Source organism: Oceanobacter kriegii DSM 6294 (assembly GCF_000422845.1).
Lineage (GTDB): Bacteria > Pseudomonadota > Gammaproteobacteria > Pseudomonadales > Oceanobacteraceae > Oceanobacter > Oceanobacter kriegii.
This window is the reverse complement of sequence record NZ_AUGV01000004.1, coordinates 465,786-486,884: the sequence shown is the minus strand read 5'-3', so window position 1 is coordinate 486,884 and position 21,099 is coordinate 465,786. Positions and strand designations below refer to the sequence as shown.

22 protein-coding genes are annotated in these 21,099 nt (G+C 53.7%); 17 read left to right on the top strand and 5 right to left on the bottom strand.

Features of this window, described 5'->3' with window-relative positions; genetic code table 11:
• Window positions 1-53 precede the first annotated feature (53 nt).
• Entirely contained in the window at window positions 54-770 is a 717-nt protein-coding gene (locus G516_RS0105090) for a pirin family protein (protein ID WP_028292755.1), read from the bottom strand.
• A 322-nt stretch (window positions 771-1,092) separates the two neighbouring features.
• On the opposite strand from G516_RS0105090, the gene G516_RS0105085 reads away from it, so the two are divergent.
• The 5 genes from G516_RS0105085 (at window position 1,093) to G516_RS0105065 (ending at window position 5,128) form a co-directional block, all read left to right on the top strand.
• Window positions 1,093-1,326 (top strand): hypothetical protein, encoded by a 234-nt coding sequence (locus G516_RS0105085; protein ID WP_028292754.1) that lies wholly within the window; start codon window positions 1,093-1,095, stop codon window positions 1,324-1,326.
• A gap of 508 nt (window positions 1,327-1,834) precedes the next feature.
• Window positions 1,835-2,545, top strand: a complete 711-nt coding sequence (locus G516_RS0105080; protein ID WP_211225060.1) for a hypothetical protein — start codon at window positions 1,835-1,837, stop codon at window positions 2,543-2,545.
• 95 nt (window positions 2,546-2,640) lie between these two features.
• The gene (locus G516_RS0105075; protein ID WP_028292752.1) at window positions 2,641-3,429 is read left to right on the top strand and encodes a DUF4145 domain-containing protein; all 789 of its coding nucleotides are present in this window, start codon (window positions 2,641-2,643) and stop codon (window positions 3,427-3,429) included.
• Window positions 3,430-3,739: 310 nt separating this feature from the next.
• Window positions 3,740-4,747 (top strand): SRPBCC family protein, encoded by a 1,008-nt coding sequence (locus G516_RS0105070; RefSeq protein ID WP_051218945.1) that lies wholly within the window; start codon window positions 3,740-3,742, stop codon window positions 4,745-4,747.
• Window positions 4,748-4,777: 30 nt separating this feature from the next.
• Window positions 4,778-5,128, top strand: coding sequence for a hypothetical protein (locus tag G516_RS0105065; protein ID WP_051218944.1), 351 nt, complete (start codon window positions 4,778-4,780; stop codon window positions 5,126-5,128).
• A gap of 151 nt (window positions 5,129-5,279) precedes the next feature.
• On the opposite strand, the gene G516_RS23720 is transcribed toward G516_RS0105065, so the two are convergent.
• The 3 genes from G516_RS23720 to arsC are packed head-to-tail and all read right to left on the bottom strand — an operon-like array spanning window position 5,280 to window position 6,657.
• On the bottom strand, window positions 5,280-5,687 hold the full coding sequence (locus G516_RS23720; protein WP_051218943.1) for a DUF2069 domain-containing protein: 408 nt from the start codon (window positions 5,685-5,687) through the stop codon (window positions 5,280-5,282).
• Between the two features lie 2 nt (window positions 5,688-5,689).
• The gene (gene wrbA, locus G516_RS0105055) at window positions 5,690-6,307 is read right to left on the bottom strand and encodes an NAD(P)H:quinone oxidoreductase (protein WP_028292749.1); all 618 of its coding nucleotides are present in this window, start codon (window positions 6,305-6,307) and stop codon (window positions 5,690-5,692) included.
• Window positions 6,307-6,657 (bottom strand): arsenate reductase (glutaredoxin), encoded by a 351-nt coding sequence (gene arsC / locus G516_RS0105050; protein WP_028292748.1) that lies wholly within the window; start codon window positions 6,655-6,657, stop codon window positions 6,307-6,309. The genes wrbA and arsC overlap by 1 nt, the downstream gene beginning before the upstream one ends.
• 96 nt (window positions 6,658-6,753) lie before the next feature.
• Between arsC and G516_RS21080 the strand changes: the two genes are divergently transcribed.
• The 5 genes from G516_RS21080 (at window position 6,754) to G516_RS0105025 (ending at window position 12,620) form a co-directional block, all read left to right on the top strand.
• A complete protein-coding gene (locus G516_RS21080) occupies window positions 6,754-7,995 on the top strand; it encodes a YihY family inner membrane protein (protein ID WP_084644868.1) in 1,242 nt (413 codons plus the stop codon).
• Entirely contained in the window at window positions 7,992-9,521 is a 1,530-nt protein-coding gene (locus G516_RS0105040) for a serine hydrolase domain-containing protein (protein WP_028292747.1), read from the top strand. The genes G516_RS21080 and G516_RS0105040 overlap by 4 nt, the downstream gene beginning before the upstream one ends.
• A 121-nt stretch (window positions 9,522-9,642) precedes the next feature.
• Window positions 9,643-10,965 carry a DUF3422 family protein gene (locus G516_RS21075; protein WP_036534456.1) on the top strand — a complete coding sequence of 441 codons (1,323 nt, stop codon included), beginning with the start codon at window positions 9,643-9,645 and terminating at the stop codon, window positions 10,963-10,965.
• A gap of 265 nt (window positions 10,966-11,230) precedes the next feature.
• Window positions 11,231-11,770 carry a hypothetical protein gene (locus G516_RS0105030; RefSeq protein ID WP_028292746.1) on the top strand — a complete coding sequence of 180 codons (540 nt, stop codon included), beginning with the start codon at window positions 11,231-11,233 and terminating at the stop codon, window positions 11,768-11,770.
• The gene (locus G516_RS0105025) at window positions 11,748-12,620 is read left to right on the top strand and encodes a DUF6268 family outer membrane beta-barrel protein (RefSeq protein WP_028292745.1); all 873 of its coding nucleotides are present in this window, start codon (window positions 11,748-11,750) and stop codon (window positions 12,618-12,620) included. Before G516_RS0105030 ends, G516_RS0105025 begins: the two co-directional genes overlap by 23 nt.
• Before the next feature lie 134 nt (window positions 12,621-12,754).
• On the opposite strand, the gene G516_RS0105020 is transcribed toward G516_RS0105025, so the two are convergent.
• Window positions 12,755-14,548, bottom strand: a complete 1,794-nt coding sequence (locus G516_RS0105020; RefSeq protein ID WP_028292744.1) for a DUF885 family protein — start codon at window positions 14,546-14,548, stop codon at window positions 12,755-12,757.
• A 171-nt stretch (window positions 14,549-14,719) separates the two neighbouring features.
• On the opposite strand from G516_RS0105020, the gene G516_RS0105015 reads away from it, so the two are divergent.
• The 7 genes from G516_RS0105015 to G516_RS0104985 all read left to right on the top strand — a co-directional run bounded on the left by G516_RS0105015 (window position 14,720) and on the right by G516_RS0104985 (window position 21,006).
• A complete protein-coding gene (locus G516_RS0105015) occupies window positions 14,720-15,673 on the top strand; it encodes a DUF4892 domain-containing protein (RefSeq protein WP_169449493.1) in 954 nt (317 codons plus the stop codon).
• A gap of 2 nt (window positions 15,674-15,675) precedes the next feature.
• The gene (locus tag G516_RS0105010) at window positions 15,676-16,614 is read left to right on the top strand and encodes a patatin-like phospholipase family protein (protein ID WP_028292742.1); all 939 of its coding nucleotides are present in this window, start codon (window positions 15,676-15,678) and stop codon (window positions 16,612-16,614) included.
• 75 nt (window positions 16,615-16,689) lie between these two features.
• Window positions 16,690-17,622, top strand: coding sequence for a 50S ribosomal protein L3 N(5)-glutamine methyltransferase (prmB, locus tag G516_RS0105005; protein ID WP_036534452.1), 933 nt, complete (start codon window positions 16,690-16,692; stop codon window positions 17,620-17,622).
• 39 nt (window positions 17,623-17,661) lie between these two features.
• Entirely contained in the window at window positions 17,662-18,774 is a 1,113-nt protein-coding gene (gene aroC / locus G516_RS0105000; protein WP_028292740.1) for a chorismate synthase, read from the top strand.
• A gap of 7 nt (window positions 18,775-18,781) precedes the next feature.
• Window positions 18,782-19,957: an MFS transporter gene (locus G516_RS0104995; protein WP_051218941.1), complete on the top strand. Its 1,176-nt coding sequence runs from the start codon at window positions 18,782-18,784 to the stop codon at window positions 19,955-19,957.
• 79 nt (window positions 19,958-20,036) lie between these two features.
• Window positions 20,037-20,288: a DUF6489 family protein gene (locus G516_RS21070; RefSeq protein ID WP_036534448.1), complete on the top strand. Its 252-nt coding sequence runs from the start codon at window positions 20,037-20,039 to the stop codon at window positions 20,286-20,288.
• Window positions 20,289-20,613: 325 nt separating this feature from the next.
• Window positions 20,614-21,006, top strand: coding sequence for a phasin family protein (locus tag G516_RS0104985; protein ID WP_028292738.1), 393 nt, complete (start codon window positions 20,614-20,616; stop codon window positions 21,004-21,006).
• The last annotated feature ends 93 nt before the right edge of the window (window positions 21,007-21,099 follow it).

Genomic DNA, 21,099 nt, shown 5'->3' with positions numbered 1-21,099 from the left:
GCTCTATCGGGCTCTTGTTTTTCAAACTGTATAATAGTGCCCGATTATTGCCATCAGGTGTTACTGATTGCTGGCAAGTCGAACCAAAGCGCGGTGGTTGGCTCACGGGCTTGCAGCTGCAACGACGGCTCAGCCTGTACGCCAAGGCCATCGCCGGGTAACAGCGCTAGCGGCGAAGGGTTCTCCAGTTGGCAATCCAGAGCACCTTCGATGACGTGTAAGTAGCCACTGCGCTTGCTGGCAGGCAGCGCGATTTCCTCGCCGGGCTGTAGCTGTAACCGAGACATTACCATGTCCTGATGGATTTTCAGTGATCCGCCACGTTGGTCGTGACTCACCAGTGGTGTGAGCTTACCCTGCTGCGCAATGGCTTTTTGCTCATAGCCGGGCGTTAGCCCTTGCTGATTGGGGACAACCCAAATTTGCAAAAAATGCACTGGGTCTTCATTGCTGTGGTTGTACTCGGAATGCCGGATGCCTGTACCCGCGCTCATGCGCTGCACTTCGCCAGCCCGTAAAACCGACTCGTGGCCCTGGCTGTCTTTATGGTGCAAGCCACCTTCCAGCACGTAAGAAATAATTTCCATATCCCGGTGGCCGTGTGGCGCAAAGCCCGCGCCGGGGTCGACAGTGTCGTCGTTGATGACCCTTAGTAAGCCCCAGCCCATGTGGCTTGGGTCGTAGTAATGACCAAAAGAAAAACTGTGGAAACTGTTGAGCCAACCAAAATTGGCATTTCCGCGCTCGGCCGCTTTACGTAAGTAAATCATGCTGACTCCTGAACCTGTTTTGAGTCCAGCATAGAGACTGAAACCTTTCTTAAAAAGCGCATATAAATACGATTAAGTATCGATTTATACGAAAGGTCGTCTGAGTTAAAAGGCATCATTTAGAACTTTCAGGCCATTCCTGAACGTGCCGCTATGAACTGATTCGATGACCAGATTTGATGAGCGTTAAAGCAGAATTGCAAATGAACAGAAGATGGATTGAATAGGCGCTTTCAATCGCCAATGATTGGCCTACAATGCCGCCATCGTGCAGCGGCCGCCAGGCTCCTGACTGCACACAGCCATTTAAAGAGAGAGTGTTATGGAACGTATCGACCGCGACTTTTACGCCCGCGACAAAGAAGACCAGGAAGCCTTCCTGAGCCAAACCTGGTGCAACGACTGCATGGAAGTCGACCTGGGCATGAAAGAGCCACAGGAATACGAATTTGACGGTGTGGTGTACATCGAAGGCAAATGCGTGAAATGCGGCGCCACCGTAACCACCGAAATTGCCGACGACGACACCGACGGCGAGTGGGAAGACGAAGCCTGATCAACGGCCGTTTTTACACGATACCAACACCAAAGCCGGGATTATCCCGGCTTTGGTGTTTCTGGGGGGACTATTCACCTTCCCGTGTGATTGCCAGCAATGCGCCTGTATTCAGAGACCATCAGAATAAATCGGCGCCCGTTCTGGATTGCAGGGTGTTGCTGACCCTGTGTCGCTGATTTGAGACCTCATTTCTCGGGCCCGCAAACCGGCTTGGATATTCGAAAGCATCTGGCAGCCCAGAGAGAGCACCAGATTCAACAGCCGTTCCCATGCAGCGACGAGTTTATTCATGAATGGGCTGGCTCGGTATCCTCTCTATTATGAACTTGACCTGTTCATCCAACCAGTATATTTGGCGTGCGGACAACTCAATGCACGTTTTTCCTCCGTGCTTGCTCACTATGTAGGGGGCTGATACCGTAACCGGCTGAATACAAAGGAGTTGTGCTGCAGGTTTACAAGTTAATGCGCACTAATACGCTGTTATACCCATAAGGATTGATGAGTGAAATTGCCAGTTACATGTGCTCAATGTATGCAAGAAGACATTGCTAATGCAATGATCACTGCTACCGTGGAATTTAGGGATGATGGCCGCTATGAAATAAATTGTCCTAAAGGACATTCCTCCGTCACTTTGTTACAACAACAAAAATTTGAAGTTCTTTTTGATATAGGTGCATATGCCATCTTGGATGGCTATTATCGCGAAGCAGTTTCATCATTCACTTCTTCACTAGAACGTTTCTACGAGTTTTTCATCAAAGTAGTGTGCCTCTCAAAAGGTATCGACTGGGATAAAACTCAAGAGGCTTGGAAGGAAGTTTCAAACCAATCTGAAAGGCAACTTGGCGCATTTATATTCCTACACCTTCAGGAAACGGGGAATAAACCTACCCTGCTAAGCAATAGTAAGATCAAATTCCGTAACGAGGTCATCCATAAAGGTAAAATCCCAAGTAAGGAGCAAGCCATCCAATATGGTCAGGCAGTTCTCGATGTCATCCGGCCACTACTTAACGTATTAAAAACGGAATACAGCGAGGCAGTGGGTAGTGCCACATTTCGCCATTTAAGTAATACTCGAACTCCATCTGACGTTGGTATGCCAGTTGCTACTATGTGCATATCAACGATAATTAGCCTTTCAAATGGTGAGCCATCCCATGATCAAAGAGGACTGGAAGAGGCCCTAGCCCAGTTGCGGCGGTGGTAATGGGTATAACAAGTCAATTAACTTCGCGCCTTCGGCGCCGGATGCAGCAAAGCTGCGCCGGTTATTGAGGCGTTAACTCTCTTTCAGAGTGAAATATGGAAATCACACAAGTAAATAAAAAGATTGGTCCTACTGAAGAAGATGATCAACCTCGGTTTGAGCTAGATCAGGTAGGAAGCGACTTACCTGATCATAAAGGCATAAAGTGGGTCTATTTGCTGTGCCCTTACTGCAATACAAGAACGAAGTTCAAGCCCATCCACCTCGCTGTCGTTAGAAAAGACGATGACTATGGATTAATGGAAAGGGATTTTCATTATTTATGCCAGTGTGAATTCTGCCAAGAAGTCATATATGCCAAGTTTTGGGAAGTTGATTTCGATCCTGACTGGACTTTCCAATACGAGTTGCATCACCCTGTTTCGCTCCTCAGTTACTCTGAATACGGATTGCCGGAGCTAGTATGGCTTTCTTTTTCTGAAGCCAATAAGTGCCTCAATGCCGGTGCCTATCTAGCAGTTGTTGTCATGTGTAGGAGAACAATAGAGGGAATTCTGAAAGATAAAGGTGCACCTAAGAATCTAAGCTTAGCGAAAGCAATTGAAAAGCTTGCTGACGATTCAACAATTCACGAGTCCATGAAGCACTTGGCTGATTTGGTACGAGTCGTAGGAAATATTGGTGCCCATGCTTCTGAGCTCAAGGTAGATGAGAAGCGGGCAAAAGAGACATATGAACTCACTCAAAAGCTGATCGACATGCTTTATGTTCTACCAAAAAACGCTGAGCGTGCGCGTAATAGAATTGATGAAGAGAAGAAGCCAAAGAGTGCTGAACAAAAGAATGACGAACCCGCTCCGTCAGATGAAGACGTACCATTTTAGAGTTAACAAGCGCATGTTGCCGGACTGGTGATCCTCCCCCGCTTTTCCGGACACATTGCAGTTATCCATTTATCGCCTCGTACTCTAACGGACTCATGTATCCCAAGCCGAAGTGCTGGTGATCTTCCCCCGTTTTACCGGACACCTTTTTAAGCACGAAAATGTAAATTCACCCTCGGCCAGTTCAGGCAACTGAACTCAAATGTCCATCAGTAGAGATGCTCCTAAAGGACGTCCGCCTTGGCTGGGGTTCTTGAGTCCGTTAGAGTTCAGGGCGTTGAATGGAAAACAGTTCTGTCAGGAAAAGAGGATGAATAGCAAGGTGGCTACAAAACCAAGGAACCCTGAACAACCAAAATATATCGGCATCGCCCTTGGTGTTATTTATGGTCTTTCGCTCAGGCTTTTATGGGAAATCGATGCCCTGCGGAATGTGGGTGGACTGGTCACTGTCTCATTTATGTTTTTTGTGCCGTTTGTGATTGGATTTATTCGTATTCACTTTGAGTGCAAGGTAAATCCTGATCTCAGCATCGGCAGAATGATCACGCTATCCTGGCAGCCTATTTTCGTTTTTCTGCTGGCTTCTGTTGTAACACTATTGGAAGGAAGTATTTGTGTTGCAATGGCACTTCCTGCATTTATGTTCTTTTCCAGTCTCGGTGGTGTGGCTGCCGGGTGCCTGTATCGATATTTCACCAAAAAGCGCAACGCCACTTTGATGTCGGTGGCGCTACTGCCTGTGTTGGTCGCGCCAGTAGAGGTTAACTTTATTGAAACGAGTAGAGCCTACACAGTTGAAAACAGCATTGTTATTGATGCTTCTCCAGCTGCCGTTTGGAAGCAGCTTGGGGAAGTGGAGTTCATTCAGCCTGATGAGTTTGATGTTTCACTGACTTCCTTGATCGGCGTACCAAGACCAATCAAGGCAAGCATGAATGCGCATGAAACCGGTGCTGTGCGTACCAGTGAGTGGGAAAAGGGGGTTGTATTCAGGGAGGTCATTACAGCCTGGGAGCCGGGCAGCAAAATGGCGTATTCCTTTGATATCAAACCTGACGACATTCCGGATCATGCATTGGACAAGCATGTGAAACTTGGTGGCGAATACTTTTCGCCATTGGACGGAGGTTACTACTTGTCGCAAGACCAGGATGGCAATACGGTCTTAACGCTGAAGACCAGATTGGTGGATAACACCAATTTTGGTATTTACTCTCGTGTCTGGGGAGAGTTGATCTTTCGTGATTTTCATATTTCGCTGCTAAAACTTATGAAATCCAGGGCTGAAAAATCAAATAATATGGACGGGGTGTAAGCTCCAATCGTGATGTTTAAGGAAGATAAGATGAAGTTTTTTGGGGTGCTTTTGGCGGTTTTTATGACCGCATGTGCAAGTAATAAGGAGATTCAAACGGTTGCGCTGACGAAGGAGTCTCCGCCTCAGTTGTGGTCTGACCACAAGCTACTTCAGGCTTCCCCGGACTTGTGTGCCATAAAAGGGGAGTCCATCTTGAAATCTCTGGGCTTTTCCAATGTTGTGAAAAATGGCACCTACGTATACGGCAACTTCAGCAGTAGTCGAGCGGCTATAAAGTGCGTTCCTGTACCGGAAGGTTCTTTTGTTTATGCGGCGGTCGCTGGTCCTGAAGTTGAGGTTGTACGCAGGTTGCGGAACGAAATTGTCTGGAAACTTTAATCAGTGACTGTCCATTTCGGGGAAATTTCCTTGAAGCGCCGTACATACCGGTACCGACGTGCATCCCATAAACAACAAAGCCGGGAATCTCCCGGCTTTGTTGTCTCTTGCTCAGTCAGCCATCAAGCACTGACTGATGATCTTCCAGCATTTACAACCCCGCATCCGCTCGTTTTTGCCAGCGGGTAAACATCATGGCGCTGATGAATATCACCAGTGTCAGTGCGGTCATCAGCCATCCCCAGCCGCTGCTGCCCGGTGTAAACACCAGCATGACTGCCAGTACAAAATACAACTGGATCATGTAGGCCATCCATGAGGCTGTTTTGTGCGAGCGGGCAATCAGCCCGGGTACAAACAGCAGTAATGGCAGGCATTTGAACAGGGCGATGCCCAGTCCAGCCAGCCACAGCATAGGGCCCGGTTCCACGTCTTGTGGCGGGTTGGCCAGGGTAGACAACAGCAGTGTTAGTAATAAGCCAATGTAGCTACCAACCAGCACCTTGAAGGCCAGTTTGGCTTTGCCAGCAAAGTTCGTTGTGGTGTGGGTATCTGTCATGGTTAACCTTCTTGCAGCAGGGCTTTGGCCAGTATCGCTACCCGTTTGCCTTGCGCCAGGCAGAGTGCTTTTTCATGGTCGCTGAGGCGCTGGTCGTTGTTGGCTCCGGCCCAGTGGCTCATGCCGTATGGGGTGCCGCCGGTGCTGGTTTCACTCAGTTCGGCGTTTTTGTACGGCAAGCCTGCGAATACCATGCCGTGGTGCAGGAGTGGCAACGCCATGGTCAACAGGGTGCTTTCCTGACCGCCGTGCAAGGACGAGGTAGAGGTGAATACACCAGCCGGTTTGTCGGCCAGTGCGCCGCTGAGCCAGAGGCCGCTGGTGCTGTCGATGAAGTATTTCAGCGGGGCGGCCATGTTGCCAAAGCGGGTAGGGCTTCCCATCAGTAGGCCTGCGCAATGGCGCAGGTCGTCCTGGCTGCAATACACCGCGCCGTCTTCAGGCACTGCAGGCAAGCTGCTGTCGGTGTCTGGTGATACCGGCGGCACGGTGCGAATGCGTACGTCCATACCGGTTTGTTCAACACCGCGGGCAATCAATTTGGCCAGCTCGGCGGTTTTGCCGTGACGGCTGTAGTACAGCACCAGTACATAGGGCTTGCTTGCGTGAGCCTGGGTCATCAGACGATCTCCAGCACCTGCTCGGGTGGTCGACCAATGCGAGCCTGGTCGCCGTTGATCACAATCGGGCGTTCAATCAGTTTTGGGGTATTTGCCATGGCGCTTACCAGCGCGGCTTCGTCGGTGACGTCTGTCAGGCCTTGTTCCTTGTATTCCGCTTCCTTGGTGCGCATCAGGTCGCGTGCACTGGACAGGCCCAGCAGGCTGATCAGTTGACGGATATCGGCTTCAGACGGCGCGTCTTTCAAATATTCAACCACGGTTGGTTCAATGCCTTTGTCCTGCAGCAGTTTGAGGGTCTCGCGGGACTTGGAGCAGCGGGGATTGTGGTAGATACGGATTTCACTCATGCTTGAATCCTTAAACGTCAATAAAAGTTGTAAATAGCCAGTCGTAGATAGAAAGACTCACCGATTTCTGCTGCGATTGTAACAAGGAAGCCACTGATGCTCACCGCTTTCCGCCGAGGACGACGGGTACTTACATTGATCTGGCAGACCCTTCAGCGATTTGAATCGATGGAGCGGCGACGCGACGCAGCAGCCTTAACCTATACCACTCTGTTTGCTCTGGTTCCGGTGATTACCGTGACCTATTCCATTCTGTCGGCCATTCCGGCGTTGCAGGAGTGGGGCGCTCAAGCCCACGCCAGCCTGATTGGCTATGTGATGCCGCAGGGCAGCGATACGGTATCGCGCTATCTGGTTGAATTCAGTGAACAGGCCCGGGAGCTGACCTGGATTGGTATCGTATTCCTGTTTATTACGGCTCTGTTGCTGCTGCAAACCATTGAAGAACAGTTCAACCGTATCTGGCAGGTTGAGGTGTCGCGTTCTACCTTGCAGCGCTTTTTTCGCTATTGGGCGGTGTTGAGTTTGGGGCCCTTGCTGTTTGCGGCCGCACAGGCGGGCAGCTCGGTGTTGGCATCCTTGAGTTTGTTGCCCGATGACGCCGGTTGGCTGGGGGACTCGGTGCCATGGGCCGCACGTTTGGTGCCATGGTCGATGACGGCGGCGGCGATTACGTTTGTGTACATGATGGTGCCGAACTGCAAGGTGCCCGCCAAGGATGCCGTGATTGCGGCGGTGGTGGTGGCAACGGCGTTTGAAACCGGCAAGTTTCTGTTTGCTCGTATCGTCGGCATGTTTCCTTCCTATCAACTGATATACGGGGCGTTTGCGGCGGTGCCCTTGTTCCTGATGTGGGTGTATATCAGCTGGATGTTGCTGCTGTTCGGGGCTGAACTGAGTTATGCCCTCAGTCACCCTAACAGTCGTTGGGCTGGCGATCCTTTGCGGCAACGGTTAGCGCTGGCGGCGGCCTTGCGCGATGGCCAGAACAACGGCGGCAAGGGACTGACGGATCAGCAGCTGCGGAAGCGGCTGCGCCATGTGCCAGCACAACAACTTTCTGCTTTGTTGAAACTATTCGTACAGCAAGGCTGGGTGGCGCAAACCCAGAACGATACCTGGGTGTGGCTGCCGGATATGCGTAGTCTGACGCTGGGTGCCTTTATCGCCGACCTGAGTCTTGAGCAAATCACTGAAGCTCAACAGGCCAGTGATAACAACGCTGCGCTGTCTGACTGGTTGCAGCAATGGCAAAGCAATGTGGCGACCAGCCTGGATGTGACGCTGGATCAGCTGATGAATAGCAGTAAGGATGAACAAGGAGCACCGCGCCAATGAGTATGCGTCACCGGATTGGAGTGCTGGTGCATTTGCTGTTGTGGGGGCTGGGCATTCTGTTGCTGGCTGCGGTGACCTATTTATGGCTGGCGCGTCCGGTGGTGACTGGTTATGCCGCCAAGTACATGTGCTCTGGCTTGTGGGTGTCGGGCCTGCCGCAATCCTGGTTGCAGCAAACGGCGATTGCTCCGGCACTGCAACCGGCGTCAGACTGGCTGGAGTATGACGTCAATGAGCAGCAGCGACGGGTCCGTGTTGGTTTTCTGGGTTTATCGCAAACGGCTCAATGGGCGGCCGGGCGTGGTTGTACCTTATTGAACGACACCGAGAACCGCGTTGTAGCCTTGCCAGACACCGGCACTGGGCAAGTATCTGAAGAGCTGAGTGGCTCTAGACCGTTTTCAGGCTCGGTTTCAGGCTCGGTTTCAGATTCTGTTTCAGAACCGTCCTCAGCTTCGCCTTCTGCTTCATCCACCCCCAACAGTCCTGCTCTTGCTGTGAATAGCGGAAACAGAGTCCCCGTAACGCTTGATGAGCGGCAACAGCAGCGTATTCATCAACTGCTGAACGAGGCCTTTGCCGAGCCGGACGGCCAGTCGCGTAACACGCTGGCGGTGTTGGTGTCGTGGAAAGGCCAACGGATTGCGGAACGCTATCAGGTACCGGTCACCGCTGAAACCCCGATGCTGGGTTGGTCGATGACCAAATCCCTGTTGGCCACCTGGGTTGGCTTGGCCGAACAGCAGCAGCTTTTAACCCGCAACAGTCCGGTCGCGGAGTTGTGGCCACAACTTGGCCCACAGCTGACGCTGGAGCACTTGCTGCGAATGCAAAGCGGCCTCGATTTTGACGAGTGGTATCAGCCTGCGGATGACGTGACCACCATGCTGTATTGCTCCGCCGATATGGCCGCCATGGTGGCGGGTCAGCGTCGGGAGATTGCCCCTGCGACGGAGTGGCGTTACTCCAGTGGTGACAGCAACCTGGCGGCTTCCATCTGGCTGAATGCGGTACAGCTGGGCGATAGTCACTGGCGTGACTGGTTGCAGCAGTCGTTGTGGCAACCGCTGGGTATTGAGCATGCCACGGTAGAAACCGATTTGTCCGGCACGCCGGTCGCGTCGTCCTATAGCTACATGACGCCTGCCGAGTGGCTGGCCGTAGGGCAGTTCTGGCTCAACAGCTGGCATGGCCGTAAAACCCAGGGCATTGGCTTGCCACGCAGCTGGATGCAACAAGCGTTAACGCCCACTTTGAACGCGAATGCCGGCCACATGTATGGCATGGGGTTTTGGCTCAATCTGCCAGACCCAACGCTGGCCGATGCCGGCGAACGCAAATTCAGCAAGCGTTGGCCGGAACTTCCGGAGTCGGTGTTTTGGGCCCGTGGCCACGACGGCCAATATGTTTTGATTGCTCCGGAGCAGCAGCTGGTGGTGGTGCGTTTTGGCCTGACACCCGGTTTGGATGATGGAATGGATACTCTGGTATCAGGACTTTTGGATGCCTTGACTCCAGCAGGTTAACGCTGCAGTTCCATTGGCGAAAGCCATCGTTAGAGGTTAGTCTGGCTCGATAAAAACTAAATTTCATTCTTTCGAATTACGGAAGACGTGAAGTATTTGGATATAGGAATGAGAGCGAGCCATGACCCCAAATCAGGCACCGGATATTGCCAACCCAGCCCTTTCTTTGAGCGTGCATCCAATGCGCTCGGTGTTGTACGAGGAATTGCATAATCGCCCGTCGCCGGTGATTGAAGGCAGCTGCCAGGTCGCCCACTTTACCGTCAAACTGAACGACAACCGTCAGGAGCTGCACGCCCACGTGGTAGAGCTGTGCCGTCGTTTCAGTGTGCCCGCGCCAGACCCGGATTCTTCCTGTCTCTATCAGGATTTTGGCGGCTTTGAACTGCGCTGGGAACGCCACCTGGAGTTCGCCAACTTCACCTTTATTGTGCCTACCGAACGGGCTTTCGAAACCGATGCCCTGGCGTTTATTCCAAAAGACTGGCTGGCTGCCATGCCGGGTGAGCTGGTAGTGGCGGTCAGCTTGTCGCTGGTGTCTGAGCAGCCAACCGAAAAACAACTGCATCAATGGTTTGAAGGCCAGCGCGTCACCGGGGCATCGGTGGCGGATGGTCATGCTTCTGTGTGGACGGCCTTCCGCCTGCACAGTGATGGTTTTGGTCGGATTCTGGCTTGCAACAAGGGTCTGAACCCGTACCAGACCGGTCGTTTGGTACAACGCCTGTTCGAACTGGAAACCTACCGTTTGATGTCGCTGTTGGCACTGCCAGTGGCACGCAAGATGGGGCATGAGTTGAGTCGGGTTGAAATGGATCTGGCTGAACTGAACCAGAACATTTCAGAACTGGAAAACCAGCTGGACGACCGTGAGTTGCTGAAATCCCTGTCGCAACTGGCGGCGGATGTCGAGCGTCATCGGTCCGACACCAACTTCCGTTTTGCGGCGGCCAAGGCCTACCACGAACTGGTTCGTGATCGTCTGAATCAGCTGAAAGAGCAGCCGCTGGATGGCTTTCAAAGCATGCGGGAATTTCTGGAGCGCCGTCTGACGCCCGGCATTAACACCTGTATGTCGGTGCGGGATCAGCTGGAAGATCTGTCCCGACGAATTCACCGTACCACCAGTTTGCTGCGTACCCGGGTCGATTTGTCGATTCAGGAGCAAAACCAGCGTTTGCTGTCGTCGATGAACCAGCGCAGCGAGCTGCAATTGCGCCTGCAACAAACAGTTGAAGGTCTGTCGGTGGTGGTTATCTGCTACTACATTCTGGGATTGGTAGGCATCGGTGCCGAGGGCATGAAGGCCTTTGGTCTGAGTGTCGATCCATACGTTGCCAAGGGCGTTGCGCTGCCCATCATCCTGATTGCGGTGTACTCCGGCATCAAACACTTGCGTGAACATCTGACCGAAGGGCATGGCGACTCGTCGAAGAAGGACTAGCGCTGCTTCCCTCATAGAACCTGCCGGCGTCCCGTTCTGGGCCGCCGGGTGCCTGGCTTTCTTCTGCCAATAAATCCTGACGGCAATTCACTGCCGCTGCGCTGCCGTTGCATTGACACTTTCCTGACGTTTTCCTGCCGTGATTTTGCCACCGGCGTGTTTGGCTTTTCTAACTCACTGAAACTATTACGAATTTCGAACATGGTCTGGCAATTGCTGGAGTCTGTGTGTGTTTGCTATTCGGGCAGTCGAGCCGGAGTATTTTATGAGCCGTATTTCTTCACAGCCGCCAGAGTCCAGTCATCAGAGTGCGTCACGGTCCTTGATGTTGGTGTCGGATAATCGTTTGCCAATGCTGATCAGTCAGCGCCATGACAGCTCCATCGAGCTGCCGCCTTTGCCAACCGCGGGCTGCGGGGTATCGGTGTTGTCGTGGGCCGACCGGTTTTTGCGGGCTTACGAGCAACGAACCCTGCATTTTGCCGACCAGGACGGTGTGCAGCGGGTGGCGGCAGAAACCGTCGCGGTCGAGGTCGCCAAGGTGCGCCGGGTGTTGGCGTCGCTGGACCAGACGGAAGAAGAACAATGGCATCGCCGCGAAGTGGAGGCCTTTGAGTTTACCGCCGACCACTACGACTTCCTGATTGCATCCCGTGCGCCCCAATGTTTAACCGATGCGTTTCAGCTGTTGATGTTGCTGCTGTTGTCGGTAGACCAATTCCGTAAACGTCATGCTCAAACCGGTGTTGAATTCAGCTTCGCGGGTGTTGAGGAGGTTCTGAATGCCAATCGAACAATCAGTTAAACCCGTTTCTTATTACGCTACTGTCCGCCAGCTGGCGGCCGTTGCTGTGCTGTCGCTGGCGTCGGCTGCCCAGGCCGATGGTTTCAGTTGGTCGAAAGACGTCAGTGCGATGCCGGAAAGTGGCACCGGCACGTCATTTGGAACCGACCAAATGTCGTTGATGCTGCCTTTGCAGGAAAATCAGGGACGTGAAGAGGGATTGCGAACATCTGCAGGGCTGACGGTGACCAGCTTTGAATGGACCGGCTCAGACGCGGCCAGCAGTCAGTATTTTTGGCTGTCGATGCCCATTCAGTACTGGCAGCGACGGATGACCAGCGGCCAGATTCGTATTCGCTTTGAACCGGGTTTGATGACCGACTTCGACAATATTAATACCGACAGCCTGATGGCTAACCTGCAACTGTACTGGCGACAGCAAATGTCAGGTGACTGGTTCTGGCAGGCGGGTCTGATGGTCGACCGTCGCTTTGGCGACGTGACCCCAAGGCCAATGGCGGGGATTGCCTGGAAAGCCTTCAGCAGTACCGAGTTGCTGTTGGGGTTGCCTGAAACCCGGCTGCAAACCGGCTGGAACAAACACTTTACGTCGTACCTGAATATTCGCCCGGATGGTGGCGTATGGCGCGAAGCCATTGAAGGTCTGGATGGTTCTTACGACGTGCGCTATCGCAATTGGCGCATGGGATTGGGGGCCGATTTCTGGTGGCGTGGCAATATCTGGATCAATGCGGAATTGGGTCAGCAGCGGCTGCGTAAAATCACCGCCCATGATTCGACGGGTGCCAAGGTGACGGCCAATCCGGCCGACAACAACTACTGGCAGGCGGGCATCAAGGTTAAATTCTGATTGGCTTGTCTGCGGTTGAGAGCAGATAGGCAAAAGCCCGACTCCGGTGTTGAATCTGTTGAACCAGATTCACAAACCGGTGTCGGGCTTTTTGTTTAGGGGCCCTCTGAATCACTCGGTGCCAGCTCTGGCTATCAGTGAGTCTGCAACCAGGCGTCCAGCCAAATAGGGTACAAGGCCGCAGGCAGGGTGCCCTGTTTTAACCAGTCTGAATGGAACGCCAGCAAGGCACGGGGCTGGCTGGCAGCGGCTTCGGCATCTTGCATCAGCGCCAGAATGTTGGCCCGTGAAATCGCCGCGTGGGCAAAGTGTGCAGGCTGTGCGCGGATAGCGGCAATGCGGCTGCTGCACTGCGTTTCCGACATAAAGCTGTTGAGCTGACAGTACTGGTTGGCTTTGGCGTTGTCCCATTCGTATAAATGCACAGCAACGTCGAGCACCAGATTCAATTCCTGCTCCATTTCATCCAGCAGCACCCAGGCGTGTTCCGACGGCGACTGATAGCCCCCCAGATCGCTGGCTAACTCGGCGGCAATGTCTGGCCAGCCAGGTTCAAACGCCGCTTCCAGATCGGTTTTCAGAAAATCAGGCAACTGCGGGTTTTCCTGCGCCATGGCGTATTGCAGGTGCTTGCCCGGCAGAGTGTCCTTGTACAGATCCAGCGGCCAGCGCCACTCGTTCGGATGGGTTTGCGCGGTGGTGTAATAAATCCCCGGCAGACCCAATAGCGGTTTTGGCAGCTGATAGTGCGGGTGGTGAATGGCCGGGTTGGTTTCCGGCTGAATCACCAGCTCGGTGGTGGGCAAGGATTCAAAGGCGTACGGCAAGCGTTCGCTTACAGCACGCAAACGCTTAAGAGACTCACTTTGCACGTCGCCTGGTGCTACCCGGTTGGACGCCAGCCAGGCACGCAGCTGCTGAGCCAGTGGCTGGGTATCATCCAGTTGCAGCTCAACCCGCAATTGCTGTTGAAGGGCAGCCAGACGGCTTTTGGCAATTTCCTGTAGCAGCTCCGGCGCATCGGTGGCTCCCAGTTGGCTCAGTTGCAAGCGGTAGCAGGCATCGCCGCCGGGCTGTTGTTGCCAACTCAGTTGTGGCTGGCTGTTCAGCGATTTGATGGTGGCTCTCAATGAGCGCAATACCGGCAGCAGGTGGTTGGTAACGGCGCTTTTGGCGTCAGCCTGCAACACGTCCTGACTGGAAGGGTAGAGTTTCAGGGCGGTCAGTTGTTGCTGAATATCCACCCAGAATGGCGACGGCGTGCTGCTGTCGGAGAATGGATAACCCGCCAGTTGGCGGTCCAGGTAGGCCAGCGCAGCGTCACGTTCGCTATCAAGGTTTACGACGCCCTTGGCCTGTTGCTGCTCCAGCTGTACTTGCCAGGCTTTCAGCTGTTCCGCGGCAGCACTCATGGTGTTCAACAAGGCCTGAAAATCAGGAATGGTTTGGGCCTGAAAGTGTTTGCCCAGTTGCTCCAGCACCTGCTGTGGCAAAAATGCCTGCTGCCCCAGTGACGACCAATGTTCCTTGCACTGCCGCCATTCCTGCTGCTGACCCAATCGGTATTGCAGCGCACGTGCATACAACTGCTGACGGGCGGGCAGGGCACCGTGCGGCATTTGCTCCAGTTGTTCTTCCAGATCGGCAAGTTGCTGATACCACTCGTCATCCGCGGCAGTACCGGTGGCCGCTAGCTGCGGCGTCAGTGTCAGACCTTTTTGAAACGCCTGATACGGATAGCGTTGCAGCAGCCCCTGATAGTACTCGCTCTGGGCCTGTTCAAGCGTTGCCATGGCGGCATCGGTTTGGGCGGGTGAAAAGGTTTCAGGACCGCTGACCGGCGTGGTCGGGGTCGACTGGCAGCCACTCAGCGCCAGTGCCAACAGCAGTGCAGACACAGCGTGAGGTAACTTGGAGAAATGTGTCATGGAACTTCACTAACAAAAATGAGATCCGCAGTGTAGCAACCCCTTGCCAGCCGCAACAATGGTGCATCTCACCTGAAAACGGTTGCGACTGTTGTGGCTTTTGATGAAACTCTGATTATGTCATTGGCTTCGGAGCCGGTAATCGGCCCAAGCGTTTCTGGAGTATCTGTTTTGCTCAAATTCCCGTTGGTGTGTTTTACCCGGTCCCCGGCCAAACGGTCGCCCGCATTTTTTCTGGCACTGTCTTTTCTGCTGTTGTCCTTGCTGTCGCTGCCAACCCGAGCCGACACCGCCGCGTTGATTGAACAGGCTACGCCGGCAGGTAGCCGACTGCTGACCGACCGAACGGAAGCAGTACGGAATTACCGTCTGGCGCTGTCCGACCTGAAACGTCAGTCAGCCACTACTTTTTCTGAGCAGGAAGTGCGGGTAAACGGTGAGTTGCGTCGACTGGCGTGGGAGTCCGGCGAGAAGCTGGATCTGACCAGTGCCGTAACGCCTTTGTTGATTACGCTAGACGCCAGCATGAGCGCCACCATTTTGTATCAGTGCGAAGATCTGGATTGTGGCAGCAGCCACTTTTGGGCCAACGAAATTTTCGGTAACGGCCGTCTGGTGGGACGCGACAACCAGCAGCGACTGGTGATTGCCTACCTGACCGATGCGGCTTCTGGCGAACACACTGTGGTGATGTATTACGCCAGCCATCGCGGCCCACGCCAGACGGTGGCGGGTATGAACATTCTGAAAACCAAAGACCGCATCCTGCCGGAGACCATTAGCCGGGCCGACGTTGAAAACCGTCTCAGTGCCAGTTCCGGTTGGCTGCCAGGCTTTGTTGCCGACGGCGGCGCCTTTGATGCCAGCCAGAGTCAGGCCCTGATCGACGTACTGAAAGGTTTGTCTGATGGCGTCAAACAGCGTTTGCATCTGGTGGTGCATTGCTACGAGTCGGGCGATATGGCGGTTAACCAGAGCTGTTCGGAGCGTTTGGCCAAGCAGTTGCGAGTGGCGACCTTCGACGGCAGCCGTGAATTGAACGTCAGCGCTGGTGCGGCGTTGGCACTGGCACCGGAAACCAGCAATAAACCGGCATTGCGTTTTGTGTTTTGGCCAAGGAGATAACAATGGCAAAAACAGTGGCTTTGGCCCTCGGAAGTGGTGGTGCCCGTGGTTACGCTCATATCGGTGTGATTGATGCCATTCGTGAGCGTGGCTACGACATTGTCGCCATCAGTGGCTGTTCCATGGGAGCGCTGGTGGGCGGTTTTTATTGCGCTGGCAAGCTCGATGAATACCGTGAATGGGTAACCAAACTGGGTTATCTGGATGTACTGAAGCTGGTCGACGTGTCGCTGTTGTCGAGCGGGGTGATCCGGGGTGACAAGGTGTTCAACATGCTGTCGGAAATGCTCGATGGCGTGCAGATTGAAGACCTGCCGATTCCTTTCACTGCTGTGGCGACCGATATGGTGGCGCGCAAGGAAATCTGGTTTCAGACCGGTTGTCTGGATACGGCCATTCGGGCGTCGGCAGCGATCCCGAGCATCTTCAATCCGGTCAAGGTTAATGGCCGTACGCTGGTTGACGGCGGTGTGCTGAATCCGCTGCCGATTTCCCCGTGTGTGTCGGTTCATGCTGATCACATCATCGCGGTTGACCTCAACTCAGACACAGATTTACCGACCGACTTTGTGTTTGAAGAGCAGGGCGAAGAGAGGCCGCAAAAGCAGGCCTGGTTTAATACCGTGGTCGACAAGGCAACGCACTGGCTGGAATCCAAGCGCGGTGAAGACGCTCACGACGCCACCCTGCAAGTCGATGAAAACATCGGCAAGCTGGAAATGATCAACCAGATGTTCGAGACCATGCAGCTGTCGCTGACGCGTTTCAAAACGGCCGCTTATCCGCCCGATCTGATGATCAATATGCCGATGGAATCCTGCGAAATGTACGAGTTCTACCGTGCCACGGAAATGATTGATCTGGGCTATCACATTGCCAACAAGGCGTTGGATGCCTACGAACAGGGCAGCGCCAGCCCTTATGCCCGTTTGATGGGGTAAGAACTCGGCGGCTGTTGCTGGTTTGTGCGGGCCTGAGCGTTTAAACTAGCGGCTTTTTCCTGATCAGGCATCCGAATGGATTTGCACACCCAGGCGCAGGCCGCCATTGAAGAACTCCAGACCGTCCAGGACTTGCTACGCTGGTCGGTCAGCCGCATGAACGAATCCGATATCTACTTCGGTCATGGCACCGATAACTCGTGGGACGAAGCACGCTTGCTGGTAACCCACGCGTTGTCGCTGGGTTGGGATCTGGCGCCTGAGTGGTATACCTCCCGTCTGACCAAAGCTGAACGTCAGGCGGTGGTGGAGCTGATTTGTCATCGCATTGAATCCCGTCTGCCAGCGCCGTATCTGGTGGGCGAAGCCTGGTTCTGCGGTATGCCGTTTGCCGTGGATGAGCGCGTGCTGATTCCTCGTTCGCCAATTGGTGAAATGATCCAGAACGATTTTGCTCCCTGGTGGCAGGGCGAAGACGGCCGCGAGCCAACCCGTATTCTGGACCTCTGCACTGGCTCTGGCTGCATTGGCCTTGCCTGTGCGGCCCAGTACCCATTGGCCGAAGTTGAGCTGATGGATATTTCCTTCGATGCACTGGCATTGGCCGAAGAGAACATTCAGCGTCATGGCGTTGAAGACCGGGTACAGGCGTTGCAATCCGACCTGATGGCGGCGGCTCATGGCAAGTACGACATCATTGTGACCAATCCGCCTTACGTCGACGCCGAAGACATGGCCAGCCTGCCAGACGAATACCGTCACGAGCCGGAACTGGCCTTGGCCGCTGGCGAAGATGGCCTGGATCTGGTCCACATCATCCTGCGTCAGGCCCGTGAACATCTGGCGGAAGACGGCTTGCTGATTGTCGAAGTCGGCAACAGCTGGCCCGCGATGGAGGCGGCTTACCCGCAACTGCCACTGATCTGGCCCGAATTTGAGCGCGGCGGCCACGGCGTTTTTGTGCTGCAGGCCCGCGATTTACAGCTGCTGGATAGCGCGGCTGAATAACACCGAATCCAACGATACGAATAAGAGAACGAGAGTCCTATGTCAGGCAATAGCATTGGTAAGCTGTTTACCGTTACCACGTTCGGCGAAAGCCACGGCAAAGCCCTGGGTGCCATCATTGATGGTTGCCCACCGGGAATTGAGCTGAGCGAAGAAGATCTGCAAAAGGATCTGGATCGTCGTAAGCCGGGCACGTCTCGTTACACCACCCAGCGTCGTGAAGCCGACGAGGTGAAAATTCTGTCGGGTGTGTTTGAAGGTAAAACCACCGGTACCTCCATTGGCCTGCTGATCGAAAACACCGACCAGCGTTCCAAGGACTACTCCAACATTGCCAACACCTTCCGTCCGGCCCACGCGGACTACAGCTACAACCAGAAATACGGTTTCCGCGACTACCGTGGTGGTGGCCGTTCTTCCGCTCGTGAAACCGCCATGCGCGTTGCCGCCGGTGCGATTGCCAAGAAAGTGCTGGCTGCCAAAGGCATTGAAGTAAAAGGCTACTTGTCGCAGCTGGGCCCGATTGCCATTGATCAGGCCAACTTCGACTGGGATCAGGTTGAGCAAAACCCGTTCTTCTGCCCGGATGTCAGCAAGGTCTCCGAAATGGAAGACTACATGGTTGCCCTGCGTAAGGAAGGTAACTCCGTTGGTGCCAAGATCACCGTGGTTGCCACCGGCATGCTGCCAGGTCTGGGCGAACCGGTGTTTGACCGCCTGGACGCCGAACTGGCTCACTCCCTGATGAGCATCAATGCGGTGAAAGGCGTCGAAATTGGTGACGGCTTTGATGTGGTTGCCCAGAAGGGTACCGAGCATCGCGACGAAATGACCCCGGAAGGTTTCCTCAGCAACCACGCCGGTGGTGTGATTGGTGGTATTTCCACCGGTCAGGACCTGGTTGCTCATATTGCCCTGAAGCCAACCTCCAGCCTGATCATTCCAGGTCGTTCCATTGATACCGATGGCAACCCGATCGAAGTTGTGACCAAAGGCCGTCACGACCCATGTGTGGGCATTCGTGCCACACCGATTGCAGAAGCCATGACAGCCATCACGCTGCTGGATCACCTGCTGCGTCATCGTGGCCAAAACGCCGATGTCCAGTGCGCAACTCCGGTGATTGCCGGACTGGCACCAGAACAGGAATAAACACGCGATGGCTGGCAACAGTCCTGAGCGCGTACAGCAAACCGAAGACCGTCAGGTGCGTCAGCGCCTGGCGGTTTTTTATGCGCTTTTCTTTGCGCTGGTTGGCTGTAACGCGCCGTATTGGGGGCCTTACCTGCAAAGTCTGGGCTTCAGCTACGAAGACATTGGCAGTGCCATTGCCTGCTTCTCACTGGTGCGCATCATTGCCCCCACGCTGTGGGCGCACTGGAGTCATCACTTTCATACGCCCATTCATATGGCTCGCATTGCCGGTATTGCAACGGCCGTGTGCTTCAGCGCCATCTGGCTGGTGGATGGGTTCTGGCCAGTGCTGGCGGTGATGCTGTCGTATGGCTTCTTCTGGTCGGCGATGCTGCCCCAGTACGAAGTCATCACCATGAAGGCCATTGCCAATAATCTGGAGCATTACAGTCGTATCCGGCTGTGGGGATCGGTCGGCTTTATTGCCACCGTGACGGGGCTGGGCATGATGTTCGACCACTTCGGTGTCGGGGTATTGCCGCTGGTGATGCTGATTCTGATGATCGGCGTCATCGTTAACAGCTGGGGTATCCGCCTGCAAACCGACTTCAAGGACCCGGTGGCCTCCAGAGCCTCGCTATGGCCGGTTCTGAAACAACCGGTAGTCATTGCCTTTCTGCTGTTGAATACCTTGCTGCAAATGAGCCATGGCCCTCTGTACTCGTTTTTCAGCATCTACCTGGACGACTATGGCTACAGCGCCACCGAGGTGGGCTTGTTCTGGGGGCTGGGCGTTGCTGCAGAGGTGGTGTTGTTCTGGAAGATACGCTGGCTGCTGGACTATGGCAGTTTGCGTTTCTGGCTGATTGTCAGCTTGTTGATTACCACCGTGCGCTGGATGGCTGTGGCAACCTTGGCTGATTCCCTGCTGGTATTACTGTTGGCCCAGCTTTCCCATGCATTCACCTTTGCAATGTTGCATGCTGTCTGTATTCGCTATGTGCCGGTGCTGTTTCCGGCCGATCTGCAAGGCAAGGGGCAGGCGCTGTACTCCAGTGCCGGGTTTGGCCTTGGTGGCGCCATTGGAGCCTGGCTAAGTGGGTATTTCTGGGCTTATGGTGGCGAGTGGGTGTTCTGGGCGGCGGCGTTGGTTGCTTTGCTGGCAACGCTGATTGCATGGCGCTGGGGACCTTCTGAATAACGCCGGACACGGATTTCAGGGGGCCCGAGTTGAATCGCTCAATTGATTTATATCACGTGATACAGGAAAGGAGTCGGACATGAAAATAAATGTAACTTTCGATATGACCCCGGAAGAGTTTCGTCAGGTTTTGGGATTACCGGATGTTCAGAATTTTCAGCAGGAAGTATTTAATCAAATGCTTGAAAAAATGCATAACGGCGAAGATGGATATGACCCAATGGCATTATATAAACCCATGTTCAACGAAAGTATGACGGCCATGAGCCAGTTTCAGCAGATGATGTTCAAGATGATGGGCGGAAAAAGCCCTGAAAATTCGAACGAGTGATAGATAAAATGGGCATCTCTGATGCCCATTTTCTTACGGCTGTTAGGCTTGATTTGGCAAAAATGGACTAAAAACGCCATTTTTTGAATATATATAAATATCCTTTTATATGCGAAAAATATAAGCGATATATCAATAGGTAACAGGTCAACAAAGTTGGTCAATTCCGTGTAATTGTCATTTAAACGTCAAATCCACTGGTCTAGTATGAACTTGCAGCGGTTGGGGATATCTGTTTAATTCAGTGCCTTCTCAATATGAGATGCACGGGATTAAACAGATATCCCCAAGCGCTAACCCCGACCCTTTTGAAGGAGCAAATATCATGCAAGACACTATTCTGAACGCTTTCGCGGAACAGGCAAAAACCATGTATGCGCCTATGTCCAAGTTCAACACCCTGTTCGTTGATAACATGGAAAAGATGACTGAGTTCCAACTGTCTGCTGTGAAAAGCTACGCAGAAATGGGCCTGGATCAGATGAAAAAAGCCGCTGACGTTAAAGATGCAGAAGGCATGCGTGCCTACACTGCAGCCCAGGCTGAAGCTGCCTCTGCAATGAACAAGAAAATCATGGAAGATGCCAAGGCTTTCTCCGATATGGCGATGGAGTTCAAGTCTCAGGTTGAGTCCATTATGGAAGAAGCGCGCACCACTGCTGCTACCACCGCTACTACCGCCAAGCCTGCTACCAAGGCTGCCAGCAAAGCCGCCTAAGGGCCTTGCCGGTCGTTAGTGCACTTGGTAACAGGTGTGGTAACGGGTAATTAAGGCCACCACTTTGGTGGCCTTTTTTCTTTCCCTTCTTAT

Excerpts from the sequence above, each read along its gene's own strand:
- wrbA (WP_028292749.1), bottom strand. The coding sequence starts at position 6,307 with ATGACCCAGGCTCACGCAAGCAAGCCCTATGTACTGGTGCTGTACTAC.
- prmB (WP_036534452.1), top strand. The coding sequence starts at position 16,690 with ATGGATTTGCACACCCAGGCGCAGGCCGCCATTGAAGAACTCCAGACC.
- G516_RS0104985 (WP_028292738.1), top strand. The coding sequence starts at position 20,614 with ATGCAAGACACTATTCTGAACGCTTTCGCGGAACAGGCAAAAACCATG.
- G516_RS0105090 (WP_028292755.1), bottom strand. The coding sequence starts at position 770 with ATGATTTACTTACGTAAAGCGGCCGAGCGCGGAAATGCCAATTTTGGT.
- G516_RS0105020 (WP_028292744.1), bottom strand. The coding sequence starts at position 14,548 with ATGACACATTTCTCCAAGTTACCTCACGCTGTGTCTGCACTGCTGTTG.
- G516_RS0105010 (WP_028292742.1), top strand. The coding sequence starts at position 15,676 with ATGGCAAAAACAGTGGCTTTGGCCCTCGGAAGTGGTGGTGCCCGTGGT.
- G516_RS0105040 (WP_028292747.1), top strand. The coding sequence starts at position 7,992 with ATGAGTATGCGTCACCGGATTGGAGTGCTGGTGCATTTGCTGTTGTGG.
- arsC (WP_028292748.1), bottom strand. The coding sequence starts at position 6,657 with ATGAGTGAAATCCGTATCTACCACAATCCCCGCTGCTCCAAGTCCCGC.
- G516_RS0105065 (WP_051218944.1), top strand. The coding sequence starts at position 4,778 with ATGAAGTTTTTTGGGGTGCTTTTGGCGGTTTTTATGACCGCATGTGCA.
- aroC (WP_028292740.1), top strand. The coding sequence starts at position 17,662 with ATGTCAGGCAATAGCATTGGTAAGCTGTTTACCGTTACCACGTTCGGC.
- G516_RS0104995 (WP_051218941.1), top strand. The coding sequence starts at position 18,782 with ATGGCTGGCAACAGTCCTGAGCGCGTACAGCAAACCGAAGACCGTCAG.
- G516_RS0105070 (WP_051218945.1), top strand. The coding sequence starts at position 3,740 with ATGAATAGCAAGGTGGCTACAAAACCAAGGAACCCTGAACAACCAAAA.
- G516_RS21070 (WP_036534448.1), top strand. The coding sequence starts at position 20,037 with ATGAAAATAAATGTAACTTTCGATATGACCCCGGAAGAGTTTCGTCAG.
- G516_RS21075 (WP_036534456.1), top strand. The coding sequence starts at position 9,643 with ATGACCCCAAATCAGGCACCGGATATTGCCAACCCAGCCCTTTCTTTG.
- G516_RS0105025 (WP_028292745.1), top strand. The coding sequence starts at position 11,748 with ATGCCAATCGAACAATCAGTTAAACCCGTTTCTTATTACGCTACTGTC.
- G516_RS23720 (WP_051218943.1), bottom strand. The coding sequence starts at position 5,687 with ATGACAGATACCCACACCACAACGAACTTTGCTGGCAAAGCCAAACTG.
- G516_RS21080 (WP_084644868.1), top strand. The coding sequence starts at position 6,754 with ATGCTCACCGCTTTCCGCCGAGGACGACGGGTACTTACATTGATCTGG.
- G516_RS0105085 (WP_028292754.1), top strand. The coding sequence starts at position 1,093 with ATGGAACGTATCGACCGCGACTTTTACGCCCGCGACAAAGAAGACCAG.
- G516_RS0105075 (WP_028292752.1), top strand. The coding sequence starts at position 2,641 with ATGGAAATCACACAAGTAAATAAAAAGATTGGTCCTACTGAAGAAGAT.
- G516_RS0105030 (WP_028292746.1), top strand. The coding sequence starts at position 11,231 with ATGAGCCGTATTTCTTCACAGCCGCCAGAGTCCAGTCATCAGAGTGCG.